The 20110-nt window shown below is 43.8% G+C and carries 17 protein-coding genes and 1 riboswitch; of the genes, 16 read left to right on the top strand and 1 reads right to left on the bottom strand.

Features of this window, described 5'->3' with window-relative positions:
• Window positions 1-414: 414 nt before the first annotated feature.
• The 16 genes from FOF60_RS18375 to FOF60_RS18300 all read left to right on the top strand — a co-directional run bounded on the left by FOF60_RS18375 (window position 415) and on the right by FOF60_RS18300 (window position 18766).
• Window positions 415-2118: a long-chain-fatty-acid--CoA ligase gene (locus FOF60_RS18375; protein ID WP_192471452.1), complete on the top strand. Its 1704-nt coding sequence runs from the start codon at window positions 415-417 to the stop codon at window positions 2116-2118.
• 217 nt (window positions 2119-2335) lie between these two features.
• Window positions 2336-2938, top strand: a complete 603-nt coding sequence (locus FOF60_RS18370) for a fatty acid metabolism transcriptional regulator FadR (protein WP_167832747.1) — start codon at window positions 2336-2338, stop codon at window positions 2936-2938.
• Window positions 2939-3068: 130 nt separating this feature from the next.
• On the top strand, window positions 3069-3842 hold the full coding sequence (locus tag FOF60_RS18365) for an enoyl-CoA hydratase (protein WP_192471453.1): 774 nt from the start codon (window positions 3069-3071) through the stop codon (window positions 3840-3842).
• A gap of 88 nt (window positions 3843-3930) precedes the next feature.
• Window positions 3931-4704 carry an electron transfer flavoprotein subunit beta/FixA family protein gene (locus tag FOF60_RS18360; RefSeq protein WP_192471454.1) on the top strand — a complete coding sequence of 258 codons (774 nt, stop codon included), beginning with the start codon at window positions 3931-3933 and terminating at the stop codon, window positions 4702-4704.
• Between the two features lie 38 nt (window positions 4705-4742).
• Window positions 4743-5720, top strand: coding sequence for an electron transfer flavoprotein subunit alpha/FixB family protein (locus FOF60_RS18355; protein ID WP_192471455.1), 978 nt, complete (start codon window positions 4743-4745; stop codon window positions 5718-5720).
• 178 nt (window positions 5721-5898) lie between these two features.
• Entirely contained in the window at window positions 5899-6213 is a 315-nt protein-coding gene (gene trxA, locus FOF60_RS18350) for a thioredoxin (protein ID WP_023627075.1), read from the top strand.
• 429 nt (window positions 6214-6642) lie between these two features.
• Window positions 6643-7815, top strand: a complete 1173-nt coding sequence (locus FOF60_RS18345; RefSeq protein ID WP_264647589.1) for a hypothetical protein — start codon at window positions 6643-6645, stop codon at window positions 7813-7815.
• A gap of 88 nt (window positions 7816-7903) precedes the next feature.
• The gene (locus tag FOF60_RS18340) at window positions 7904-8854 is read left to right on the top strand and encodes an NAD-dependent epimerase/dehydratase family protein (protein ID WP_192471457.1); all 951 of its coding nucleotides are present in this window, start codon (window positions 7904-7906) and stop codon (window positions 8852-8854) included.
• A complete protein-coding gene (locus FOF60_RS18335) occupies window positions 8838-9758 on the top strand; it encodes a lysylphosphatidylglycerol synthase transmembrane domain-containing protein (protein ID WP_192471458.1) in 921 nt (306 codons plus the stop codon). Before FOF60_RS18340 ends, FOF60_RS18335 begins: the two co-directional genes overlap by 17 nt.
• Window positions 9755-11227 (top strand): alkaline phosphatase family protein, encoded by a 1473-nt coding sequence (locus FOF60_RS18330; protein ID WP_192471459.1) that lies wholly within the window; start codon window positions 9755-9757, stop codon window positions 11225-11227. Before FOF60_RS18335 ends, FOF60_RS18330 begins: the two co-directional genes overlap by 4 nt.
• Window positions 11224-11997 carry a glycosyltransferase family 2 protein gene (locus FOF60_RS18325; protein ID WP_192471460.1) on the top strand — a complete coding sequence of 258 codons (774 nt, stop codon included), beginning with the start codon at window positions 11224-11226 and terminating at the stop codon, window positions 11995-11997. The genes FOF60_RS18330 and FOF60_RS18325 overlap by 4 nt, the downstream gene beginning before the upstream one ends.
• A gap of 49 nt (window positions 11998-12046) precedes the next feature.
• Window positions 12047-12796 carry a hypothetical protein gene (locus tag FOF60_RS18320; protein ID WP_192471461.1) on the top strand — a complete coding sequence of 250 codons (750 nt, stop codon included), beginning with the start codon at window positions 12047-12049 and terminating at the stop codon, window positions 12794-12796.
• Window positions 12797-12834: 38 nt separating this feature from the next.
• Window positions 12835-13764: an FTR1 family iron permease gene (locus FOF60_RS18315; protein WP_192471462.1), complete on the top strand. Its 930-nt coding sequence runs from the start codon at window positions 12835-12837 to the stop codon at window positions 13762-13764.
• Between the two features lie 112 nt (window positions 13765-13876).
• A complete protein-coding gene (locus FOF60_RS18310; protein WP_192471463.1) occupies window positions 13877-15337 on the top strand; it encodes a glycosyltransferase family protein in 1461 nt (486 codons plus the stop codon).
• A gap of 15 nt (window positions 15338-15352) precedes the next feature.
• A complete protein-coding gene (gene uvrC / locus FOF60_RS18305) occupies window positions 15353-17125 on the top strand; it encodes an excinuclease ABC subunit UvrC (RefSeq protein ID WP_192471464.1) in 1773 nt (590 codons plus the stop codon).
• Between the two features lie 69 nt (window positions 17126-17194).
• Window positions 17195-17372: riboswitch (Lysine riboswitch) on the top strand.
• A gap of 161 nt (window positions 17373-17533) precedes the next feature.
• Complete coding sequence (locus FOF60_RS18300; RefSeq protein WP_192471465.1) at window positions 17534-18766, top strand: aspartate kinase; 1233 nt, start codon at window positions 17534-17536, stop codon at window positions 18764-18766.
• 551 nt (window positions 18767-19317) lie between these two features.
• Here FOF60_RS18300 and FOF60_RS18295 read toward each other — a convergent pair.
• Window positions 19318-19770: a YslB family protein gene (locus FOF60_RS18295; protein WP_192471466.1), complete on the bottom strand. Its 453-nt coding sequence runs from the start codon at window positions 19768-19770 to the stop codon at window positions 19318-19320.
• Window positions 19771-20110 lie beyond the last annotated feature (340 nt).

The following is a 20110-nucleotide window of genomic DNA, read 5'->3' as shown; positions in this document are numbered from 1 at the left end:
TACAGCCTTTTTTTATTTATTTTAGCTTTTTTGGTTGAACAGAATAGTGTAAGGAGTTGGCTGCTAGATCTTCTGGGAAACGGGCACTAGTTGATTGGAACGGAAGGCACGTAAACTCCTCCGAAAATGCTAACGCATTTCCATCGTGCGTGGGCAGGTTCGAGGAAGCTCAATCAATGTCCTGCGGGAGTGAGGGGCTGGGGAGACCCCACAGGCGCATTTTGCGCCGAGGAGGCTCCCCGCCACGCCCGCGGAAAGCGAACTGTCTGGAGTGGAAATCAACGTGTTATTCCACCAGACTTGGGTGTTTGTCCCTATAATCCTCCAAAAAACTATTCTAATTGTCATAAAAAGACCATTATATTATAATGAGAGATAGAATTTTCAAAAAATTTTAAATAAGGAGGCAACAAGATGGAAGTAGAAAAGCCATGGCTGTCGCAATACCCTCCAGAAATCCCTGCTCATTTGGACCTTAAGGAGGCAACGGTCCAGGACTATTTAAAGCATACTGCTGAAAAATACCCTGATAAGATCGCTATCCACTTCATGGGCAAAGAACTGACGTACAAGCAAGTTTACAACTATGCGAAAAAACTGGCTGCTTATTTGCAAGACCTGGGAATTGAAAAAGGAGACAGGGTTGCGATCATGCTCCCAAATACTCCTCAGTCTATCATCAGTTACTACGCAATCCTGATGGCCGGCGGTATTGTCGTCCAAACGAACCCTTTGTATATGGAACGAGAGCTTGAATACCAGATGAAGGATTCCGGGGCTAAGGCAATCATCACGCTCGACATATTATTCCCTAGGGTGTCAAAGGTCATCGCAAATACGGATTTAGAGAATGTAATTGTAACCGCTATCAAGGACTATCTTCCTTTCCCAAAAAATCTTGTCTATCCATTCATCCAGAAAAAACAATATGGCATCATCGTAAACGTGAAGCATGAAGGCCAGAATCATCTTTTTACCGAAATTATGAAACAACCGGCTGGAAACATAAAAGAATATGAAACTGACTTTGAAGCTGACCTGGCTTTGTTGCAATATACCGGAGGAACCACAGGGTTTCCGAAAGGAGTCATGCTGACTCATAAAAACCTGATTGCGAATGCGGCAATGAGCAATGCCTGGCTGTACAAATGTAAAGAGGGTGAAGAGACAGTCCTGGGAATCCTGCCATTTTTCCATGTGTATGGTATGACGGCAGTATTGATTCTTTCTGTCATGCAGGGCCAGAAAATGGTACTTTTACCGAAATTCGACCCTGAAACGACATTGAAGACGATACAAAAACAAAAGCCAACACTCTTCCCTGGCGCACCTACCATTTACATTGGCCTGTTGAATCATCCAGATATTAAAAAATATGACCTGTCTTCGATTGATTCATGTATTAGCGGTTCAGCACCGCTGCCAGTAGAGGTACAGGAGAAATTCGAGGAAGTCACCGGCGGAAAGCTTGTTGAGGGTTATGGCCTGACTGAATCCTCCCCGGTTACACATGCCAACTTCCTATGGGATAAAAAGCGGGTAAAAGGAAGCATAGGTGTTCCTTGGCCGGATACGGATTCTGTCGTCCTTTCAATGGAAACCGGAGAACCGCTTCCGCCTGGTGAAATTGGCGAAATAGCAGTCAGGGGCCCACAGGTAATGAAAGGCTACTGGAACAGGCCGGAAGAAACGGAGCAAGTGCTTAAGGACGGCTGGCTTTTGACCGGAGACCTTGGCTATATGGACGAGGAAGGATATTTTTATATTGTTGACCGGAAGAAGGACATGATCATTGCCGGAGGATTTAATATTTACCCGCGTGAGATCGAGGAAGTCCTTTATGAGCATCCAGCTGTTCAGGAAGCAGTAGCAGCAGGCATACCGGATCCATATCGAGGCGAAACGGTAAAAGTATATATCGTGCTTAAGGAAGGTGCACAAGCAACAGAAGATGAACTGAATGAATATTGCCGAAAACATCTTGCCGCATACAAGGTGCCAAGATTGTATGAGTTCAGGGCAGAACTTCCCAAAACAGCGGTAGGTAAGATTCTTAGAAGAGCATTGGTGGATGAAGAGAAAGCAAAGAACCAGGAAGACCAGCAGAAGCGAGCTTAACTTAAAAAGCCGGCTCCCAATATCGGCTCTTTCTTTTTGAATGAGAAGGCTTGTCCAAATGAAACACATTTCCTTGACAGAAATGTGAGTGAATACTATTATAAAAATATGAATGACGATTCATTCAGTGGATAGTATTGCAGACAAAAATCGTAAACGGGAGTGTGCCACTGTAGCATTTAATGCTTGTGCTTTTCCTGGAGCGGGAGTGAAAGAAATGAAGAAAAACAGGCCGAAATATATGCAAATAATTGACGCAGCAGTGGTCATTATCGCAGAAAACGGCTACCACCAGGCGCAGGTTTCTAAAATAGCAAAGCAGGCTGGAGTGGCTGATGGGACCATTTATTTGTATTTCAAGAATAAGGAAGACATACTGATTTCTCTGTTCCAGGAGAAAATGGGTTACTTCGTGGGAAGTATTGAAGAAAAAATTGCAGGAAAACAAACAGCAACAGAGAAATTATATATGTTGGTCGAAACGCATTTTAAGATTCTTTCAGATGACCGGCATCTTGCAATTGTAACCCAGCTGGAGCTAAGGCAGTCAAATAAGGATCTCCGGCATAAAATCAACGAGGTGCTTAAGGGCTACTTAATGCTGATCGACAAAATCATTTTGGAAGGCATAGAGAATGGAGAGTTTTCAAGCTCCCTGGATTTGCGTCTTGCAAGGCAGATGATTTTTGGTACAGTAGATGAAACTGCGACTTCATGGGTAATGAATGAACAGAAATACAATCTTACTGACCTGGCAAAAGCGGTACACCAGCTGCTAATCAATGGCTGCGGTTACCAGGACACCAAACCGGTCCTTTAATCACGTCTTTCCCGGCTTTCCGGCACTTTGAATGCCAGTAAGCGGAAAAGGCAGGGGAAAAAGGCTAGTTTCGCAGAAAGGAGATTTTCCAGGATGCGAAACTTGCCTTCATGTAAAAGGAGGGGAAAATGTGGAGTATCTTAAATGGTCTGCGGAGGACAGGATCGCCACGATCACGATTGACCGTCCGCCGGCGAATGCCCTAGCATCCGGGCTGCTGAAAGAAATTTCAGGAGTATTGGATGAGATCGAGGGGAATGAAGAAATCAGGGTTGTATTAATCCATGGTGAAGGCAGGTTCTTCTCTGCAGGAGCGGATATCAAAGAATTCACCACTATTAAAACCGGAGAAGATTTTGCCAAACTAGCTGAATATGGCCAGGATCTTTTCGAGCGTATGGAGCATTTTCCAAAGCCGATTATCGCTGCCATCCATGGAGCGGCATTGGGCGGCGGCCTGGAGCTTGCAATGGCATGCCACTTCCGCCTTGTAGCCGAAAGCGCAAAATTGGGATTGCCAGAGCTGCAGCTTGGTCTGATTCCAGGGTTTGCAGGCAGCCAGCGACTGCCAAGATATGTGGGCGCAGCAAGAGCGGCCGAGATGCTGTTTACAAGCGACCCCATCACTGGTGTGGAAGCAGTCCAATATGGATTGGCCAACCATGCTTATCCTGAGGAACAGTTGCTTGAAAACGCATACAAGCTTGCCGGGAAAATTGCGAAAAAGAGTCCAGTTTCCCTGGGCGCAGCTATTAAACTATTGAACTATTCCAAGCATGAATCCTTTTACAAAGGTGTTAAGGAAGAAGCCAAGTATTTTGGCGATGTCTTCCTGTCGGAGGACGGCCAGGAGGGAATCAAGGCATTCCTGGAAAAAAGGCAGCCTGATTTTAAAGGCAGATAAGCAAACCTTTTAGCAGCAAATTTTTTTAAAATAAATTTTTCTAATCTTTAGAACAGCTAAAATGTTTGAATACTTAGGAGGGGAACAAATGAATATCTACGTTCTAATGAAAAGGACATTCGATACAGAAGAAAAAATCACGATCTCAAACGGCAAGATTAATGAAGATGGCGCTGAATTCATCATCAATCCTTACGATGAATATGCGATTGAGGAAGCAATCCAGGTAAGAGACGCTCACGGCGGCGAAGTTACTGTCGTTTCTGTAGGCAATGAAGAAACAGAGAAGCAGCTGCGTACAGCTTTGGCTATGGGAGCAGACAAAGCGGTATTGATCAATATCGAAGATGACGTTGAAGACGGCGACCAGTTCACAACTGCAAAAATCCTTGCTGAATACCTTAAGGATAAAGAAGCTGACCTTATCCTTGGCGGAAATGTCGCAATCGATGGCGGTTCTGGCCAGGTAGGACCTCGTGTTGCTGAACAGCTGGGAATGCCTTATGTAACAACGATTACGAAACTAGAGATCAACGGAACTACTGCTACAATTACTAGAGACGTAGAAGGGGATTCAGAAGTCATTGAGACAAGCCTTCCTGTTCTTGTAACTGCACAACAGGGGCTGAATGAGCCTCGCTATCCATCTCTTCCAGGAATCATGAAAGCAAAGAAAAAGCCGCTTGATGAGCTTGAGCTTGATGATCTTGATCTGGATGAGGACGATGTAGAAGCTAAGACAAAGACAATCGAAATTTATCTTCCTCCGCAAAAAGAGGCAGGAAAAGTCCTTCAAGGCGAACTTGCTGATCAGGTTAAGGAACTTGTCAACCTGCTTCACACAGAAGCGAAAGTCGTTTAAGACATAAAGGAAGAATAAATACGCAGGAGGTAAATCAAATGGCGAGAAAAGTATTAGTATTGGGAGAAGCACGTGACGGACAACTTAGAAATGTTTCTTTCGAAGCGATTGCAGCTGCAAAAACAGTTGCTGAGGGCGGAGAAGTAGTTGGAGTATTGATCGGAGAGTCTGTAAGCTCATTAGGGAACGACCTATACCAGTATGGTGCTGACAAAGTTGTGGCAGTAGAAGATGCCAAGCTTGCACAATATACACCAGATGGATATTCACAAGCATTGATGGCTGTCATCGAGCAGGAAAGTCCAGAAGGAGTCATTTTTGGTCATACATCACTTGGAAAGGATCTTGCTCCTAAAATCGCGAGCAAATTGGGTTCAGGCCTGATCTCTGATGCTGTAGCGGTTGAAGAAGCAGGCGGCAACCTTGTATTCACTCGTCCAATCTATTCTGGTAAAGCCTTTGAAAAGAAGATTGTTACCGATGGACTAGTGTTTGCGACAATCCGTCCAAATAATATCGCTCCACTTGAAAAGGATGCAGGTAAGTCGGGTGAGATTTCAACTGTTTCTGCAGAGATTAAAGATCTTAGAACAATTATCAAGGATGTTGTCCGTAAAGCAACTGAAGGTGTAGATCTTTCCGAAGCAAAAGTTGTAGTAGCAGGCGGACGCGGTGTGAAGAGCGAAGAAGGCTTCGAGCCATTGAAGGAACTTGCTGACGTTCTTGGCGGAGCTGTTGGAGCGTCACGTGGTGCATGTGATGCTGACTACTGTGATTATTCACTGCAAATCGGGCAGACAGGTAAAGTCGTAACTCCAGACTTATACATCGCTGCCGGTATTTCCGGAGCAATCCAGCACCTTGCAGGTATGTCCAACTCCAAGGTCATTGTCGCAATCAACAAAGATCCAGAAGCAAATATCTTCAAAGTTGCAGACTATGGCATTGTTGGCGATTTATTTGAAGTTATTCCAATGCTTACTGAAGAATTCAAGAAGCTTAAAGTAAACGCTTAATATTTCAATCCAAAAAGCGGACGTCACACTCGTCCGTTTTTTTTGTCTGTAAAAACGAATAAAATGGGAATATTCATATGTGAAAAGGGTAAATTACAACAAGAGCAGATAAATAGCATCAATTGGTAAACGGTGATATACTGACGTTAGTATTCAGATTTATTTAGGAGGCATTCAAATGGCTATTACACATGCTACTGACGCAACTTTTGCTAACGAAACAGGATCAGGCCTAGTGCTTGTTGACTTTTGGGCACCTTGGTGCGGCCCATGTAAAATGATCGCTCCTGTGCTTGAAGAATTAGATTCAGAAATGGGAGACAAAGTGAAAATTGTTAAGCTTGATGTTGATGATAATCAGCAGACTGCAGCTCAATACGGCATCATGAGCATCCCGACACTACTTGTCCTTAAAGATGGTCAGCCGGTTGATAAAGTAGTTGGTTTCCAACCAAAAGAAGCACTTGCAGGACGCCTGCAACAGCATATCTAAAAATGAATGTGAAAATCCCGCCTTCCTCGAAGGCGGGATTTTTTTGAGGAGTTTTGGACCTGATAGAATGGATAAGCTGTAAAAAAGAACAAAATACGGTCCTCGCTCGCCCGGAAGCTTATACTCCCCAACTTCCTTTAACCGCGATGATATCATTAATAATCAAGGGGCAATAAGAGTTTTGATGTTCGAATGGGTTCTACCAAAACGACCACGGTAGACTAAGATCCTTTAAACCGGGAAAAATATGATTTCACAAGTTTGTCAAAGTTTTCTCACAAAGTTCGTTGACAGTGATAATCATTCTCGCCTATAATTACAATTGTCAATGAAAATCATTATCATTTATAAAATTACTAACATTACATAGGGGGATTTGAAACATGAACAAGAAAAAGCATCTGAAAGCAGTCTTTGCAAGTTTTTTTAATGGCAAGCACAGTATTGGCAGCTTGCGGAGGAGATGAAACGGCAGAGAAGCCTGAAGAAAACAAACAGGCTGAAACAGATAAAGAAAAAGAAGACACAAAGACTGAAGAAAACAAAGAAGTAAAGGTAGAAGATACAGATGCAGCAAAGCAGGCTGCAGCTTATGCTGATATGATGTCCGAACTAGTAAAAGCAAAAGAAGGCCAGGAAGTTAACTGGGATACTGTCCAACAACAATATGAAGCAGGTCTTCAAAAAGACGTAGCAGAGCTTACCCCTGAATTCGACCAGGCAATCCAGGCTGCGCTTACAGCTGGAAAGAGCGGAGAAATGGAGCCAATTATCGCTGTTCAATTGACTGATAAGACAACGCAATCATATTTCTATCAAAATCAAAAAGCACTACAAAAGGAAGCAGTAACTGCTTTGACTGAGGATAAGAAGGAAGATGCTAACCTTGCATTCGTACAAATCAAGCACCTGGCTGAAAAAGTTTTTATTCCAACAGCTGAAAAACGAGATAACTACTACGAACTAAGCGGTGACTCTAGCCTTGTTGAGAATATCAACTCAGGATTATCCGCGCAGGAAGAAGCACTCAACTCAGGCAATGCTGAAGACTTCCAGGTTTATCTTCAAGTAACAGACAAGTCAATCTACAGAAGCTACTACCTGGCAGCTAAATCATATGCTGAAAAGATGGAAGCTGGAGCGAAGGAAGGAAAAGAGGCAAAAGAATTGTCCATCATGCAGGCTGAAGCATGGGGATTCTACCAGGCAATTAAAGGATCACTTGGCGGCGGAGATGAAGCAGCAGCTGCTGAGTTAGACAAACTATTCACGCTGAACACGACGGATCCGTCAACAATCAAAGCTGCAGAAACAAATGCATTATTCGCTAAAGCAGTGGCCGGCAAAATCAAAAGCTATTACGAAAAGGCACCAAAGCTTGCAGCCGAAGATAATGCTGTTGAAGCTAAAGTAGGCGCAATGGAAGGGAACATGTTCCTGAAAATGCTTCAAGGGCAGATGACTGAAAAGTTAGGTGAAGAAAAAACTCAGGCCGTATTTGCAGATGCTGAAGCATGGTATAATGCCATTGCGGAAAATAAGCCGGAAGATGCCAAAGCAAAAGGCGACGCAGTGATTTCAGCAGTAGATAGTCTGCTTTAGAAAACGGGAGCCGCAGCGATGCGGCTCTATTTTCGTTTTTAGATGAAATACTATGGTAAAATGGCTTGAGAAAGAAAGAGGTGTAATCGTGAAAATTTTGATTACTGGAGGAGCAGGGTTCATCGGAAGCCATTTTGCCGTGAAAATGCTGAAGGAGCAGCATGAGGTGGCTATCATCGATAACATGCACCCTTACTACTCTGTGGAGAGAAAAAAACAGCATCTGGAAGTCATTAAGCAGGCTGGTGATTTCCAGTTTTATCAAGCAGATCTTCTGGAACGTGAGAAGACCATCGACATGATCAAAAGAATATCACCGGAAGCAATTGTGCACCTTGCGGCCTTGCCGGGAGTTGCCTATTCCATTCTTCGTCCGCTTGAATACATAGATTATGATGTAAAGGCTACCGTTAACGTACTAGAAGGAGCCGGAAAGGCTGGTGTGAAGCAGGTCATTTTTGCTTCTTCATCATCCGTATATGGAATGATGAAAAATATCCCGTTCAAAGAAGATATGGCATCGGGCAAACCTATTTCTCCTTACGCTGCCTCAAAATACGGAGCTGAATCTTTTTGTCATGTATATGGCCATTTATATGGGATGGATGTTAAAATCCTAAGATTTTTCACTGTTTATGGTCCATGGGGAAGGCCGGATATGGCAATCGCTAATTTCATAAAAAAATTGAAAAACAGAGAAGAAATAACGATTTTTGGCGAGGGCGGATCTCGTGATTATACATATATAAGTGACATTGTGAACGGCATGAGCCTTGCTCTAAAAAATTTAGAGCAAAGTGCCATTATCAATATTGGATCCGGCAGGCCGGTTTCGATGAATCAGCTTTTGGACGAGCTCCGGATTTACTATCCTGATATGAAAATTAGTCGTGAAGAAAACCGTGCCGGAGACGTAGACAGGACATGGGCTGATCTTTCCCTGGCACGGGAATTGCTTGGTTATGAACCAGAGGTGGACTTCAGAAAAGGAATCGCAGAGACTGTGGCATGGGCTGAGCAGTATGAAAACTACCTTTAAGAAACTAATTTCCATTCTGCTGATTACCGCATTTCTGATTATGACGTTTTACTATCTTGATGCAGGGATGATGATAGAGGAAATAAAGGCAATCGCAACAAAACCTGGAATTTTGTTGCTCATTTTCAGCAGTTATTTCCTTGCTTTTTTGGCAAGAGGAGCAGCCTGGAAGCTTTATCTGAACAATAGAGTACGACTTACAACCTGCATGTACGGTCTTTTTTACAGCTTGCTTCTGAATCACCTCCTGCCTGTAAAAGCGGGTGATTTTGCGAGGATTGGTGTCTTGAAAGCAAGGGAGCCTGATATTACGGGGTTAGAAGCATTTAATTCTGTGATCGTCCTGCGGGTGATGGATACGATCATTCTATTTGGAATGGCTTCGGCAGGTTTGGCCTTTCTTGAGCTGCCTTTGAATGGGAAGTTTTTCGTATGGCTGGGAGTAAGCGGTGTGGTTGTCACAATTATTCTTTACTATAAATTCCGTGCTTTCTTTGACAGACAATTAACTATAATGAAAAATGCTTTCATTGGCTGGCGGGGAATCTGGATCATTATGCTGACCCTGATAAGCTGGATCCTGGAAGCAGCAGTCATTTATGGGGTTGTATTGAATGGGGGAAGCAACATCAGCTTTGTACAGGCAATTTGGGTTAACAGCATTACGGTTGCCGGGCAGATCTTCCAGATTACACCTGGAGGAATCGCCAGCTATGAGGCCATAATGGTTTTTGCGTTAGGAGCAAATGGAATAGCTCCTGAAAATGCCTATACAGCTGCGGTCATTACCCATGGATTGAAATATTTATTTTCTTTTATAGTCGGAGGGATTGCATTGGCTGCTTATCCTGTACCGGCGCACTTACTGAAAAAATGGACTAGGGAAAGGGGCAACGAATTATGAAAAGTGCTTCGAAGTTTGAGAAATTCGCGGCCCGAAGCTGGAATTTGCTTAATGAGGGGAAGCCCTTTACGCCAATTTTTACAGTTGGCACAATGGTATTATTTCATCTCGGAGACTTAGGGAGTACAGGAAGCATAGTAGAGTTTTTACTTTCCTTCCTTATGGTGCTTCCGATATTCGTCATCTATTTTATTTATGATTTTCCACTTTTCTTGAGAAACTATTTGTGGATACCATTCGTTGTTTTTATGATTGTTTGGCCTGAACCTAATATTAATCTTCTGCTTTTCGCAGCTGGATTGTACTTTTTCTTCACGGTGTTTTTCTGGGGAACGCTTTACTATCACCTAAGGATTGGTACTTCATGGCTTAACTTCACGAGATTTTGGAAGCTTGTTTTGAAGAATAGTGACTCTACCAGCGGGAATGCCCAGGAGCAGCTTCCAAAAGTTTTCCTGCTGCTTTCTCTATGGGAACTGTCATTCAGCACCTTAACCGCTGGTGCAAATTTACCGTTTTTTGATATTGCTATTTTTTATGGCTTTGTTCTCCTCTTTGCCTTTATTCTTCACCGATATTTATTTGACTGGAAGCCAAAGGCCTATGAGAGCTACACGAAGGATGATGGACCGGAAGTGCCGGAGAATGGCCTGTCCGATAAGGTCATTGTCATTGTCATTGATGGAATGCGTAAAGAACGCTTTTATGAAGCAAATACACCATTCCTCGATCAGTTAAAAGAGAATGGAACTGAATATTTGAATATGGAAACATTGTATCCTGCAAGGACCGTTGTTTGCTTTAGTTCGATGTTCACTGGGACCTATCCGTTTGAGCATGGCATCAAATCGAATATGGTCTATAAACTTGGAGTTAACACAGAAACAATATTTGACTCGCTTCGCAAAGTGGGCAAAAGAGGGCGGCTCCTTGGCATTGCTCACCTTGTTGATGCAATGGGCAGTGATGTCGAGACCGTTACAGCTGTCATGCATAAGGACAAAGCAGATACGAACATGCTTGCGAGGGCAAGAAAAATCATGGATGAGCAGGACCCGGATCTGTTTATCGTCCAGATGATCGGTACGGATCAGGTTGGCCACAGCCGCGGCGTTCTCTATGATGATTATATTGAAAAGATTGAGGAAGCAGACGCGCTGATCCAAGAGTTTGTTCAATGGCTGGAAACTGAAGGGAAGATGGAGAACACAACACTAGTAGTCTGTGCGGACCACGGACAGGCTGATGGCATCGGCGGCCACGGACACCTGGATGAAGGAGAACGGTTTGTTCCATTTTTTATGCATGGACCACACATCGCCAAGGGCGTAAAAGTGCAAGAGAAACACAGCCTTGTATCCCTGGCACCGACGATTTCCTATCTGATGGGTGCCCCTTATCCGGCGAGCAGCAGAGGAAAAGTTTTAATGGATGCAATAAAAGCAGAGAAGGATGAGAATTTAAATTGAGTAAAGTTATTGTATTTTTGCCGGCTTTCAACGAGGAAGAATCTATTGCGGAAGTGATTGAAAATATACCTCGTACCTTCGCCGGAGCGGATCAAGTGGAGGTTTTAATCATTGATGATGGTTCGACAGATGGAACTGTTGCTGAAGCGAAAAAAGCTGGCGCTGACCATATTATAAGCTTTGAGAAAAACCGCGGTCTTGGTGCCGCGGTCCGAAAGGGAATAGAAGAAAGCTTCCGGATGGGTGCAGATGTCGGTGTGATGATTGATGCAGATGGAGAGTATCCGGCATGGCAGATACCTGAAATAGTCAAACCGATACTAAATGGGGAAGCGGATTATACAATGGGTTCCCGATTTATGGGCACAATAAAAGGGATGAAATTTCATCGAAGGATGGGGAATTATTGTTTCACCTTCCTGCAAACATTATTGTTGAGAAAATGGTTGTATGACGGCCAGTCCGGGATGAGGGCTTTTTCGAGGAAAGTGCTTGAGAATGCGGAAATCATCCATGATTACAATTATGCGCAAGTATTGACGCTCAATCTTGTCAGGAAGGGATTCAGGGTCCTTGAAATTCCGATTAAATACCGCGTCAGGACAACGGGGACATCTTTCATTTCATTCAAAAAATATATGACGAATGTTGTGCCGGCAGTCTATCGCGAAATGTCCAGGCCTGTCTCAAAGGTAACCAGGGTGGAAGAATGCCCATCTAAAAACAGTAAAAATAGTGACAATAAAGTGACGATTATTAAATATGATTGACATTCATAATGATAATCATTATCATTATCATTGTAGGAGGGAACAGTAAATGAAAAAAGCTCTATTTTTTTGTTTTTCACTGATATTAATTCTCATTAACGGCATTCCTCAGACTGCCAGCGCTTATTCATATGGTGATCCAAATGAAGAGAAAGTCGCTGAAGTCTATAAGGAAATGCAGTTGAAGCTGGATGAGGACCCTCCAAACTTCTCGGCTGCCACATCCCTGTTTGAAACGGTTAAAGAAGAAATCGATATGCACATGGGAACCGAGCCGGGAGAAGTAATCATCGAAAGTCTGGAAGCAGAAGATAAAGAAGCTACGATTGAAAATATGGAGAAACTCCTCGTGTTAAATGTTGCGAGAAGGCTTGAAAGCATTGAAAAAAGCTTTGAGGAGTATGACACTTCAAAGAAACTGCTGGCAAAGGGATATGCTACATATCAAGCGCTATCACCAAAGGTAGAGGCGAATAACCCTGAAGCAGACAAAGAAATAAAAGCTGACTTTGATGCTGCACTTGAGGCACTAGGAAATCCCGGACTCTTTGGAGTAGGGAAGAAGCCTTCTGACATAGAAATCTTTAAAGAGAAAAAAGAAAATATCCTGAATACCTTGCAAGACGAATTTGATCTTCCGAGTCTGGAAGTCGGGCATTTTACAGATACAGAGGAAGAAGCGGGCCCTGGCAAAAAGGACTGGACAGATCGTTCAAATATCCGTAACTGGATTCCTTTGATCTTGATCGTTGCGGTCATTGGTGCAATAGTTGTGATTGGCATTAAACGTAGAAAGTAATATAGATAGATGACACCTTGGAGAGGGGAGAATCAGCAATGGAAGTTCAAGCGTTATTGATTACATTTCGGGAAGTATTGGAAGCGTTATTAATCATCGGAATCATCACAACCTATTTAAAGAGAACAGGTAATCCAAAGTATACAAAGTATGTATGGCTGGGTGCCGGACTTGCTGTTTTGGCAAGTATCGGAGTTGCGATTTTGTTCCAGGTTGTGTTCACAGGCTTCGCTGCAATGGGCAGTGAAATTTATTTGAAAATAGGAATCATGATTGTGTCCACTGTTCTCTTGACCCAGATGGTATTCTGGATGGCAAGCCACAGTAAGGACCTTAAAGGCAATATGGAAGGCAAAATGAAGAAATTCATCACGACAGGTAATATTGTCGGTATGGTCATCCATTCATTCCTTGTCGTCTTGCGTGAAGGTATTGAAACGGTCTTCTTCTTTGCAGCAATCACAGGTGGTAACATCGGTGCTGCCATGCAGGGATGGGGAGCTATCACAGGTACATTGATTGCCGTTGCCGTCTCTTACATGTTCTTCAAAGGTACTATGAAGGTTAAGCTTAAGACTTTCTTCCAAATTACGGGTGCATTCATTATCCTGATTTCTGCCGGATTGCTCGTTCAGGCAATTTCAATGATGCAGGATGTAAACATTATCGGAAGTGTTATGTACCATGTTTATGATATAACGTGGCTACTGCCGGAACACCCGATTGATTATGCGCATTATCTTCGTGATACTGGTGTCGCACCGCTGATCTCTGGCGATGTGGGCATCTTCCTGAAGGCTCTGTTTGGATACTCATCTATGCCTTCAATTGAAGAGGTAATCGCATATTTTGGCTACTTTGCTGCGATCTTCCTGCTGACTTCATCACGCAGTCCTAAGAAAGAAAAGGCTGCTGACAATAAGGCAGCAGAGAACAAGCAAGTAGTATTGAATCCACAAGTAAAATAAGTAATTTGATTTTGAGGCTGCATGATCCTCTCTCCAGAAAAGTACAGGGAATTTCCTTGTACTTTTTTCATACGTAAAAATGCCCCCTGTGGAAGTTAGTTGGTGTAAAATAATGAATTTAGAAAAACTGAACAGAATAATCATTCTTGGATTGAGTTCGCTTGCGGTCCTTTACATTTTCGCCGTCCAGTTGAACTCACTTAATCCCTTCGTCGCTTCATGGGATCAAGTTGATTTTACCCTGGCGATGGACAGATATGATCTTCGTGCGATGCAGCCGCATTTTCCCGGATATCCGTATTTTATTTTGGGCGGTATGCTGCTGAAGTTTTTTGTAGATTATCCAAATCAGGCACTGGTTTTATTTAATGTCTTAGTGTATGCCAGCTCCATCCTGCCGGTGTATTTTCTTGCATCTAAAATTTTGAGCAGGACGAATGCCTTCCTCATTGCAGCTGCCATTTATACTGCCAGTTATCCATTGATCATCGTGAACCAGCCAATGTCGGAGGGTGCCGCTCTTGCAGCTTTTTGGTGGTTTTTCTGGAGTATCGCGGCCACAGAGTCCAGGCCAGCAGGCAAATGGATGCTGCTTCCCCTGATTTTGTTCAGTGTCCTGTTGGGAATCAGGCTGAGCTATATTCCGATGGGAATCGGGCTCATTTATCTGCTGTACAGGAAATGGAAAAAACGGGAGCTTGCCTTGGGCGGCGTTATCAAATACGTGGTCCTCGCTGGATTGTTTCAGTTGATCTGGGTTGCTGGTCTGATTGTTTCTGAAGGCGGCCTCTCTAATTTCCTGGAGCTTGCTTTTGGTTTCACTGGCGGGCATTTTCAGGAATGGGGCGGCACCTCAGCGTCAAATGAACTGTCTTTTTGGGCAAGGTTGAAAGCATTCCTGTTTACCAACATTTTATGGTGGGGAATCTTTTCACGAACAACTGTTTTGATGGTATTATATATAGTTATTGGCATAGTTATTTTTTTGCAGGCATCTAAAAGGAAAGTTTTAAAGGAAAACAGCGTTTATCTCGGCGTATTGCTGCTCCTCGCTTATGCTGTCTGGGCACTTTTTGCCCAGAATATCGATAAGCCGAGGCATATACTGCCGCTGGCGCTATTGCTGGTGTTTCTCGGCCTTATTGTCTTTTTTAAAAAAAGGGCAGAGATGTATGCGAGCCCGTTAGTAGTTGCAGTAATCATTGCCCAGGCAATTATTTCTTCTGGTTATATACAGAAACAGGCTGTAAACGAGCCGGCAGTCTATCAGCTTGCGGATTATTTGGAGGAGCAGCAAGAGGACTTTGTTTTGTATACATGGGAAGAAACAAGGGTGCTTCAGTATCTCGAAATGTCTTACCCGCATAAGAGAATTTACACCTATAGGAATTTCCTCCATGACCAGGGGTTATATAAAGGAAAGACGGTTTATCTAACCAACAGTGTTGTCGACGGTTTCCGGTCGCAGGGTTTTGATCCTGACGGGAAGCTCGAGAAGGTAGAATCTTTTGCTTCGGGTAAAATTTTTGACCCAGTCTATCATAAGATTATTTTATATAAATGGACACCGTAACAGGAGGTGAACGGCATGAATGAACAGATCAGGAATAAGCTTGCTCTTCTCCCTGCTCAGCCAGGTTGTTATTTGATGAAGGACAGGCAGGGGACCATCATTTATGTAGGGAAAGCCAAAGTATTGAAGAACAGGGTCCGTTCTTATTTTACAGGATCGCATGACGGTAAAACTCTTCGACTGGTCAATGAAATTGAGGATTTTGAGTATATCGTCACCTCCTCTGATATGGAAGCGCTGCTTCTCGAAATCAATTTGATCAAAAAATATGACCCGAAATACAATATCATGCTCAAGGATGATAAATCATACCCGTTCATCAAGCTGACTGCGGAACGGCATCCAAAGCTGATCATTACGAGAAAAGTAAAGAAGGACAGCGGCAAATACTTTGGGCCATATCCAAATGTACAGGCGGCCAACGAGACAAAAAAACTGCTGGACAGGATTTATCCGCTCCGAAAGTGCTCGACGCTGCCAGACCGCGTCTGCCTCTATTACCATATGGGCCAATGTCTAGCACCCTGCGTCAAGGACATCAGCAGGGACGAGTATAAGCAGATTACGGATGAAATCACTCGCTTCCTCAATGGGGGCTATAAGGAAATCAAGGAAGATTTGACGGCTAAAATGGCTGCAGCTGCCGAGGAATTGGATTTTGAACGAGCGAAGGAATTTCGCGACAAGATCGCCCATATAGAGGCAACGATGGAAAAGCAGAAGATGACGACGACGGACTTTACCGACCGCGATGTATTCGGCTATGCGGTCGACAAGGGCTGGATGTGTGTTCAGGTCTTCTTTATCCGTCAGGGAAAGTTGATTGAACGGGAAGTTTCAATGTTTCCGATCCACAATGAACCTGAAGAAGATATCCTCACATACCTGGGGCAATTTTATTCGAAAAATGAGCATTTCAAGCCGAAGGAAGTACTGGTACCTGAGGGAGTGGACCTGGAATTGGCAGAGGGTCTGCTTGAAGTGAAAGTCCTAAAGCCGCAGCGCGGGAAGAAGAAGGAACTAGTCCACCTGGCGTCCAAGAACGCGGGTATCGCCCTGAAAGAAAAGTTTTCACTAATCGAGCGTGATGAGGAACGGACCATCAAGGCTGTTGAAAACCTTGGCAAGCAAATGGGCATTTACACCCCTCATCGGATTGAGTCCTTCGATAACTCGAACATTCAGGGAACCGATCCGGTATCAGCGATGATTGTTTTTATCGACGGCAAGCCTGAAAAAAGGGAATACCGCAAATATAAAATTAAATCAGTCAAAGGTCCGGATGACTATGAATCCATGAGGGAAGTTGTCAGGCGCAGGTATACACGTGTCCTGAAAGAGGGATTGCCGCTGCCGGATTTGATCATCATCGATGGCGGAAAAGGACATATCGAGTCCGCGCGTGATGTACTTGAAAATGAATTGGGACTTGATATCCCGATTGCCGGTCTGGCGAAGGATGACAAGCACAGGACCTCCCAGCTGCTTTACGGTAATCCGCTGCAGGTGATCGAACTGGAGCGTAACAGCCAGGAGTTTTACCTGCTGCAAAGAATCCAGGATGAGGTCCACCGGTTCGCGATTACCTTCCACCGCCAGCTAAGAGGCAAAAGCGCTTTTCAGTCACTCCTCGATGATATTCCAGGCATTGGCGAAAAGCGCAAGAAGGCCCTGTTGAAGCATTTCGGTTCGGTGAAAAAAATGAGGGACGCCTCTGTGGAAGAGTTGAACGCTGCCGGCCTGCCGGCAAATGTGGCAGAGGAGCTATTTCAGAAATTACAGGATTAAGGTAGCATTCTATTTTTAGGTATGCTATAATGAGAAAAATTTCATATAGCTATCACTTTAGAGCATTAAAGTGAAGATAGAGGTGCGAGCTTCAAGAGTAAAAGTCAGGAGAATTGTAGGATTCGAGGATGGACTTTGAAAGGGGATGTTCGCCGAAGTGGGGAAATGCCTATCGATTTTCTCGCTGGTCCTTCGTTGAATAAACGCTGGATTGTCAAGATTGCCATCTTGGAGTGCTATCTCATGTTGCAGCGTATATACACGTTTATCAAGCAATGGGAGCCACTTCCATTGCTTTTTCTGTTTTCTGGAACTTTTTTAAAGAAGGATCGGGAAAAATACATATGCGGCTTGGCCATGAAACTCTATTAGAGGCAAAAATACAGAATGAAAAGGTAGGGGAAACTTATGGGATTGATTGTACAGAAATTTGGCGGAACATCGGTTGGCAATGTCGAAAGGATCAGGAACGCTGCCAGCAGGACAGCGGAAGAACTGCAGAACGGCAATAATGTGGTCGTTGTTGTATCAGCAATGGGCAAGACGACAGACCATCTTGTCGACATGGCGAATGATATTTCCAGCGCGCCATCAAAAAGAGAGATGGATATGCTGTTGACAACAGGTGAGCAAATTACGATCGCACTTTTTTCAATGGCATTAGCGCAAAATGGCATTGATGCGGTTTCCTATACAGGCTGGCAGGCAGGGATCAAAACTGAACCTGTCCATGGGAACGCCAGGATTGTTGATATCGAGACCGACAGGATTGCCAGAGATTTAGAGAGTGGCAAGGTTGTCATTGTCGCGGGATTCCAGGGAGTTACGGATGATGGTGAAATCACCACACTTGGCCGCGGCGGCTCAGATACCACGGCAGTAGCCCTTGCGGCGGCTCTGAAGGCTGATAAATGCGATATCTATACCGATGTGACCGGTGTGTTCACGACCGATCCAAGATATGTGAAGAGCGCGAGGAAATTGCTTAGCGTTTCCTATGATGAAATGTTAGAGCTGGCCAATCTGGGGGCAGGCGTGCTGCACCCGCGTGCGGTGGAATTCGCGAAAAACTATGGATTGCCGCTTGAAGTAAGATCCAGCATGGAAAAAGAAAGAGGCACGATCATCGAGGAGGAGAATGAAATGGAACAGAATTTAATCGTACGCGGAGTAGCGTTTGAAGACCAAATCACGAGAGTATCAGTCCTAGGAGTTAGCACTTCATTAAAAGGACTTTCAACTATATTCACAACACTGGCACAGAACCACATCAATGTCGACATCATTGTCCAGAGCCGTACAGAAGCGGGATTAGCGAATATCTCGTTCTCCATTAAGAGTAACGACCTCCCGGAGGCACTGGACGTATTGGAAAGAAATAAAGAAGCATTGAACTATCAGGCGGTGGAATCCGAAACCGGCCTTGCAAAGGTGTCGATTGTAGGTTCGGGAATGGTTTCAAACCCTGGTGTAGCTGCCAAAATGTTCGAAGTCCTTGAAGGACACGGAATCCAGGTAAAGATGGTAAGCACATCCGAAATCAAAGTCTCTACTGTAGTTGATGAAAAACAAATGGTAAACGCAGTAGAATCATTGCATGAAGCATTTGAGCTATACTCCGAAGCAGTTAAGACGAATTAAGAGAGTCGGTTAAGAAGCTTTCCTGGTTGTAAAATTGGGGAAGCTTTTTGTCCAGGTGCAAGGGTGGTGGGCGTGCAGGTCCAAGTGCCGCCTGGTGACCAAGGGGGCAGGAGGGAAACCTGTGCCCGTGAAAAGAAAAGACGGGAGCTGCCGGTCACAAGAAAGGGAAACTTGTGACCGTGAAAAGAGAAAACGGGAGTTCACGGTCACAAAAGAGAGGAACTTGTGCCCGTGAAAAGAAAAATCGGGAGTTCACGGTCACAAGAAAGTGAAACTTGTGACCGTGAAAGAGAAAAGCGAGAGCTCACGGTCACAAGAAAGTGAAACTTGTGCCCGTGAAAGGAAAAAGCGAGAGCTCACGGTCACAAGAAAGGGGAACTTGTGACCGAACTAGGGATGAGAGATAAATGGGTAACATAAAAGGGAAATTTGAGACTGAACCCTGGGTCACTCAATTACTAGTTAAAAAAATAAAAGGGTTACTGCGCCCCGGGTAAATCCGGGCGCAGTAACCCATCCTATCATGTTAAAAGTGATGCTGATTTCCTCAATCATTCAATCAGATCACTCTTATCCCATTTGACCGTAAACAGGATTTTCGATGATTTTTTATTTGGGTGTTCGAAGGCTTCGACTGTTACTTTTTTCTGTTGTTCCATTTGCTGGGCAATGAAACCGGCTTCTAGCTGGAAAGTGGAATTGGGGTTATTTTTCAATCGTGAGGAAATTAGCTCGCTGCTAAGTTCAAGCACCATTTCTCTTCGGGATTCTTCTTTAATGGTTAATGCACCCCAGCCGGCATCATGGAAGAAGCGGAAGGTTTCGTCAAGGGTTGATAAAGGATATTTCCGGGCGAGGCGTTTTCCGGCCCAATACAGGATTTCTGGTGTATCTTTGCCGAGCAATTCCGGCAGGAGGACTTCCCTGACCAATTCATATCCAAACGCAGTGACGGCCAGTGGCTCGCTCTCTGTTTTTTGCTCTGAAGTAGTTATTTCACTCATGTTCTCCCCTCTTTCTATCACTCTATTATAAACAATTTGCCGTGAAAACAACCATATTCATAAAATTAAAAAGTTGTTAAATTTTGCATGGCATAAGAAATTCTATAAGATTTTTCCATGTTTATACCATACCCGATACTTCGTTATTCAAAAATTATTGGATAGGGAAAATTTTATCAGTCATATCCAACAGGCAATAGTATTATTTTAATATACTCTTTAACGCGTTGGAATAATTAGAAAGTGGGATTTTTACAATATCAATATATTTTAAAAATTTTATTTATATAAGCATTTTTATGTATCCGTTTTCTTGACGCTCTATTATGATGGGAGTAAA

It is taken from the genome of Mesobacillus jeotgali (assembly GCF_014856545.2).
In the GTDB taxonomy this organism is placed as follows: Bacteria; Bacillota; Bacilli; order Bacillales; family Cytobacillaceae; genus Mesobacillus.
Note: the sequence above shows the minus strand (reverse complement) of the source record. Positions and strands in the feature narration are given on the sequence as shown.

Coding starts and splice junctions, on each gene's coding strand:
- FOF60_RS18355 (WP_192471455.1), top strand. CDS start 4,743: ATGGCGAGAAAAGTATTAGTATTGGGAGAAGCACGTGACGGACAACTT.
- FOF60_RS18310 (WP_192471463.1), top strand. CDS start 13,877: ATGAATTTAGAAAAACTGAACAGAATAATCATTCTTGGATTGAGTTCG.
- FOF60_RS18320 (WP_192471461.1), top strand. CDS start 12,047: ATGAAAAAAGCTCTATTTTTTTGTTTTTCACTGATATTAATTCTCATT.
- FOF60_RS18360 (WP_192471454.1), top strand. CDS start 3,931: ATGAATATCTACGTTCTAATGAAAAGGACATTCGATACAGAAGAAAAA.
- FOF60_RS18345 (WP_264647589.1), top strand. CDS start 6,643: ATGGCAAGCACAGTATTGGCAGCTTGCGGAGGAGATGAAACGGCAGAG.
- trxA (WP_023627075.1), top strand. CDS start 5,899: ATGGCTATTACACATGCTACTGACGCAACTTTTGCTAACGAAACAGGA.
- FOF60_RS18295 (WP_192471466.1), bottom strand. CDS start 19,770: ATGAGTGAAATAACTACTTCAGAGCAAAAAACAGAGAGCGAGCCACTG.
- FOF60_RS18370 (WP_167832747.1), top strand. CDS start 2,336: ATGAAGAAAAACAGGCCGAAATATATGCAAATAATTGACGCAGCAGTG.
- FOF60_RS18300 (WP_192471465.1), top strand. CDS start 17,534: ATGGGATTGATTGTACAGAAATTTGGCGGAACATCGGTTGGCAATGTC.
- FOF60_RS18330 (WP_192471459.1), top strand. CDS start 9,755: ATGAAAAGTGCTTCGAAGTTTGAGAAATTCGCGGCCCGAAGCTGGAAT.
- FOF60_RS18315 (WP_192471462.1), top strand. CDS start 12,835: ATGGAAGTTCAAGCGTTATTGATTACATTTCGGGAAGTATTGGAAGCG.
- FOF60_RS18335 (WP_192471458.1), top strand. CDS start 8,838: ATGAAAACTACCTTTAAGAAACTAATTTCCATTCTGCTGATTACCGCA.
- uvrC (WP_192471464.1), top strand. CDS start 15,353: ATGAATGAACAGATCAGGAATAAGCTTGCTCTTCTCCCTGCTCAGCCA.
- FOF60_RS18375 (WP_192471452.1), top strand. CDS start 415: ATGGAAGTAGAAAAGCCATGGCTGTCGCAATACCCTCCAGAAATCCCT.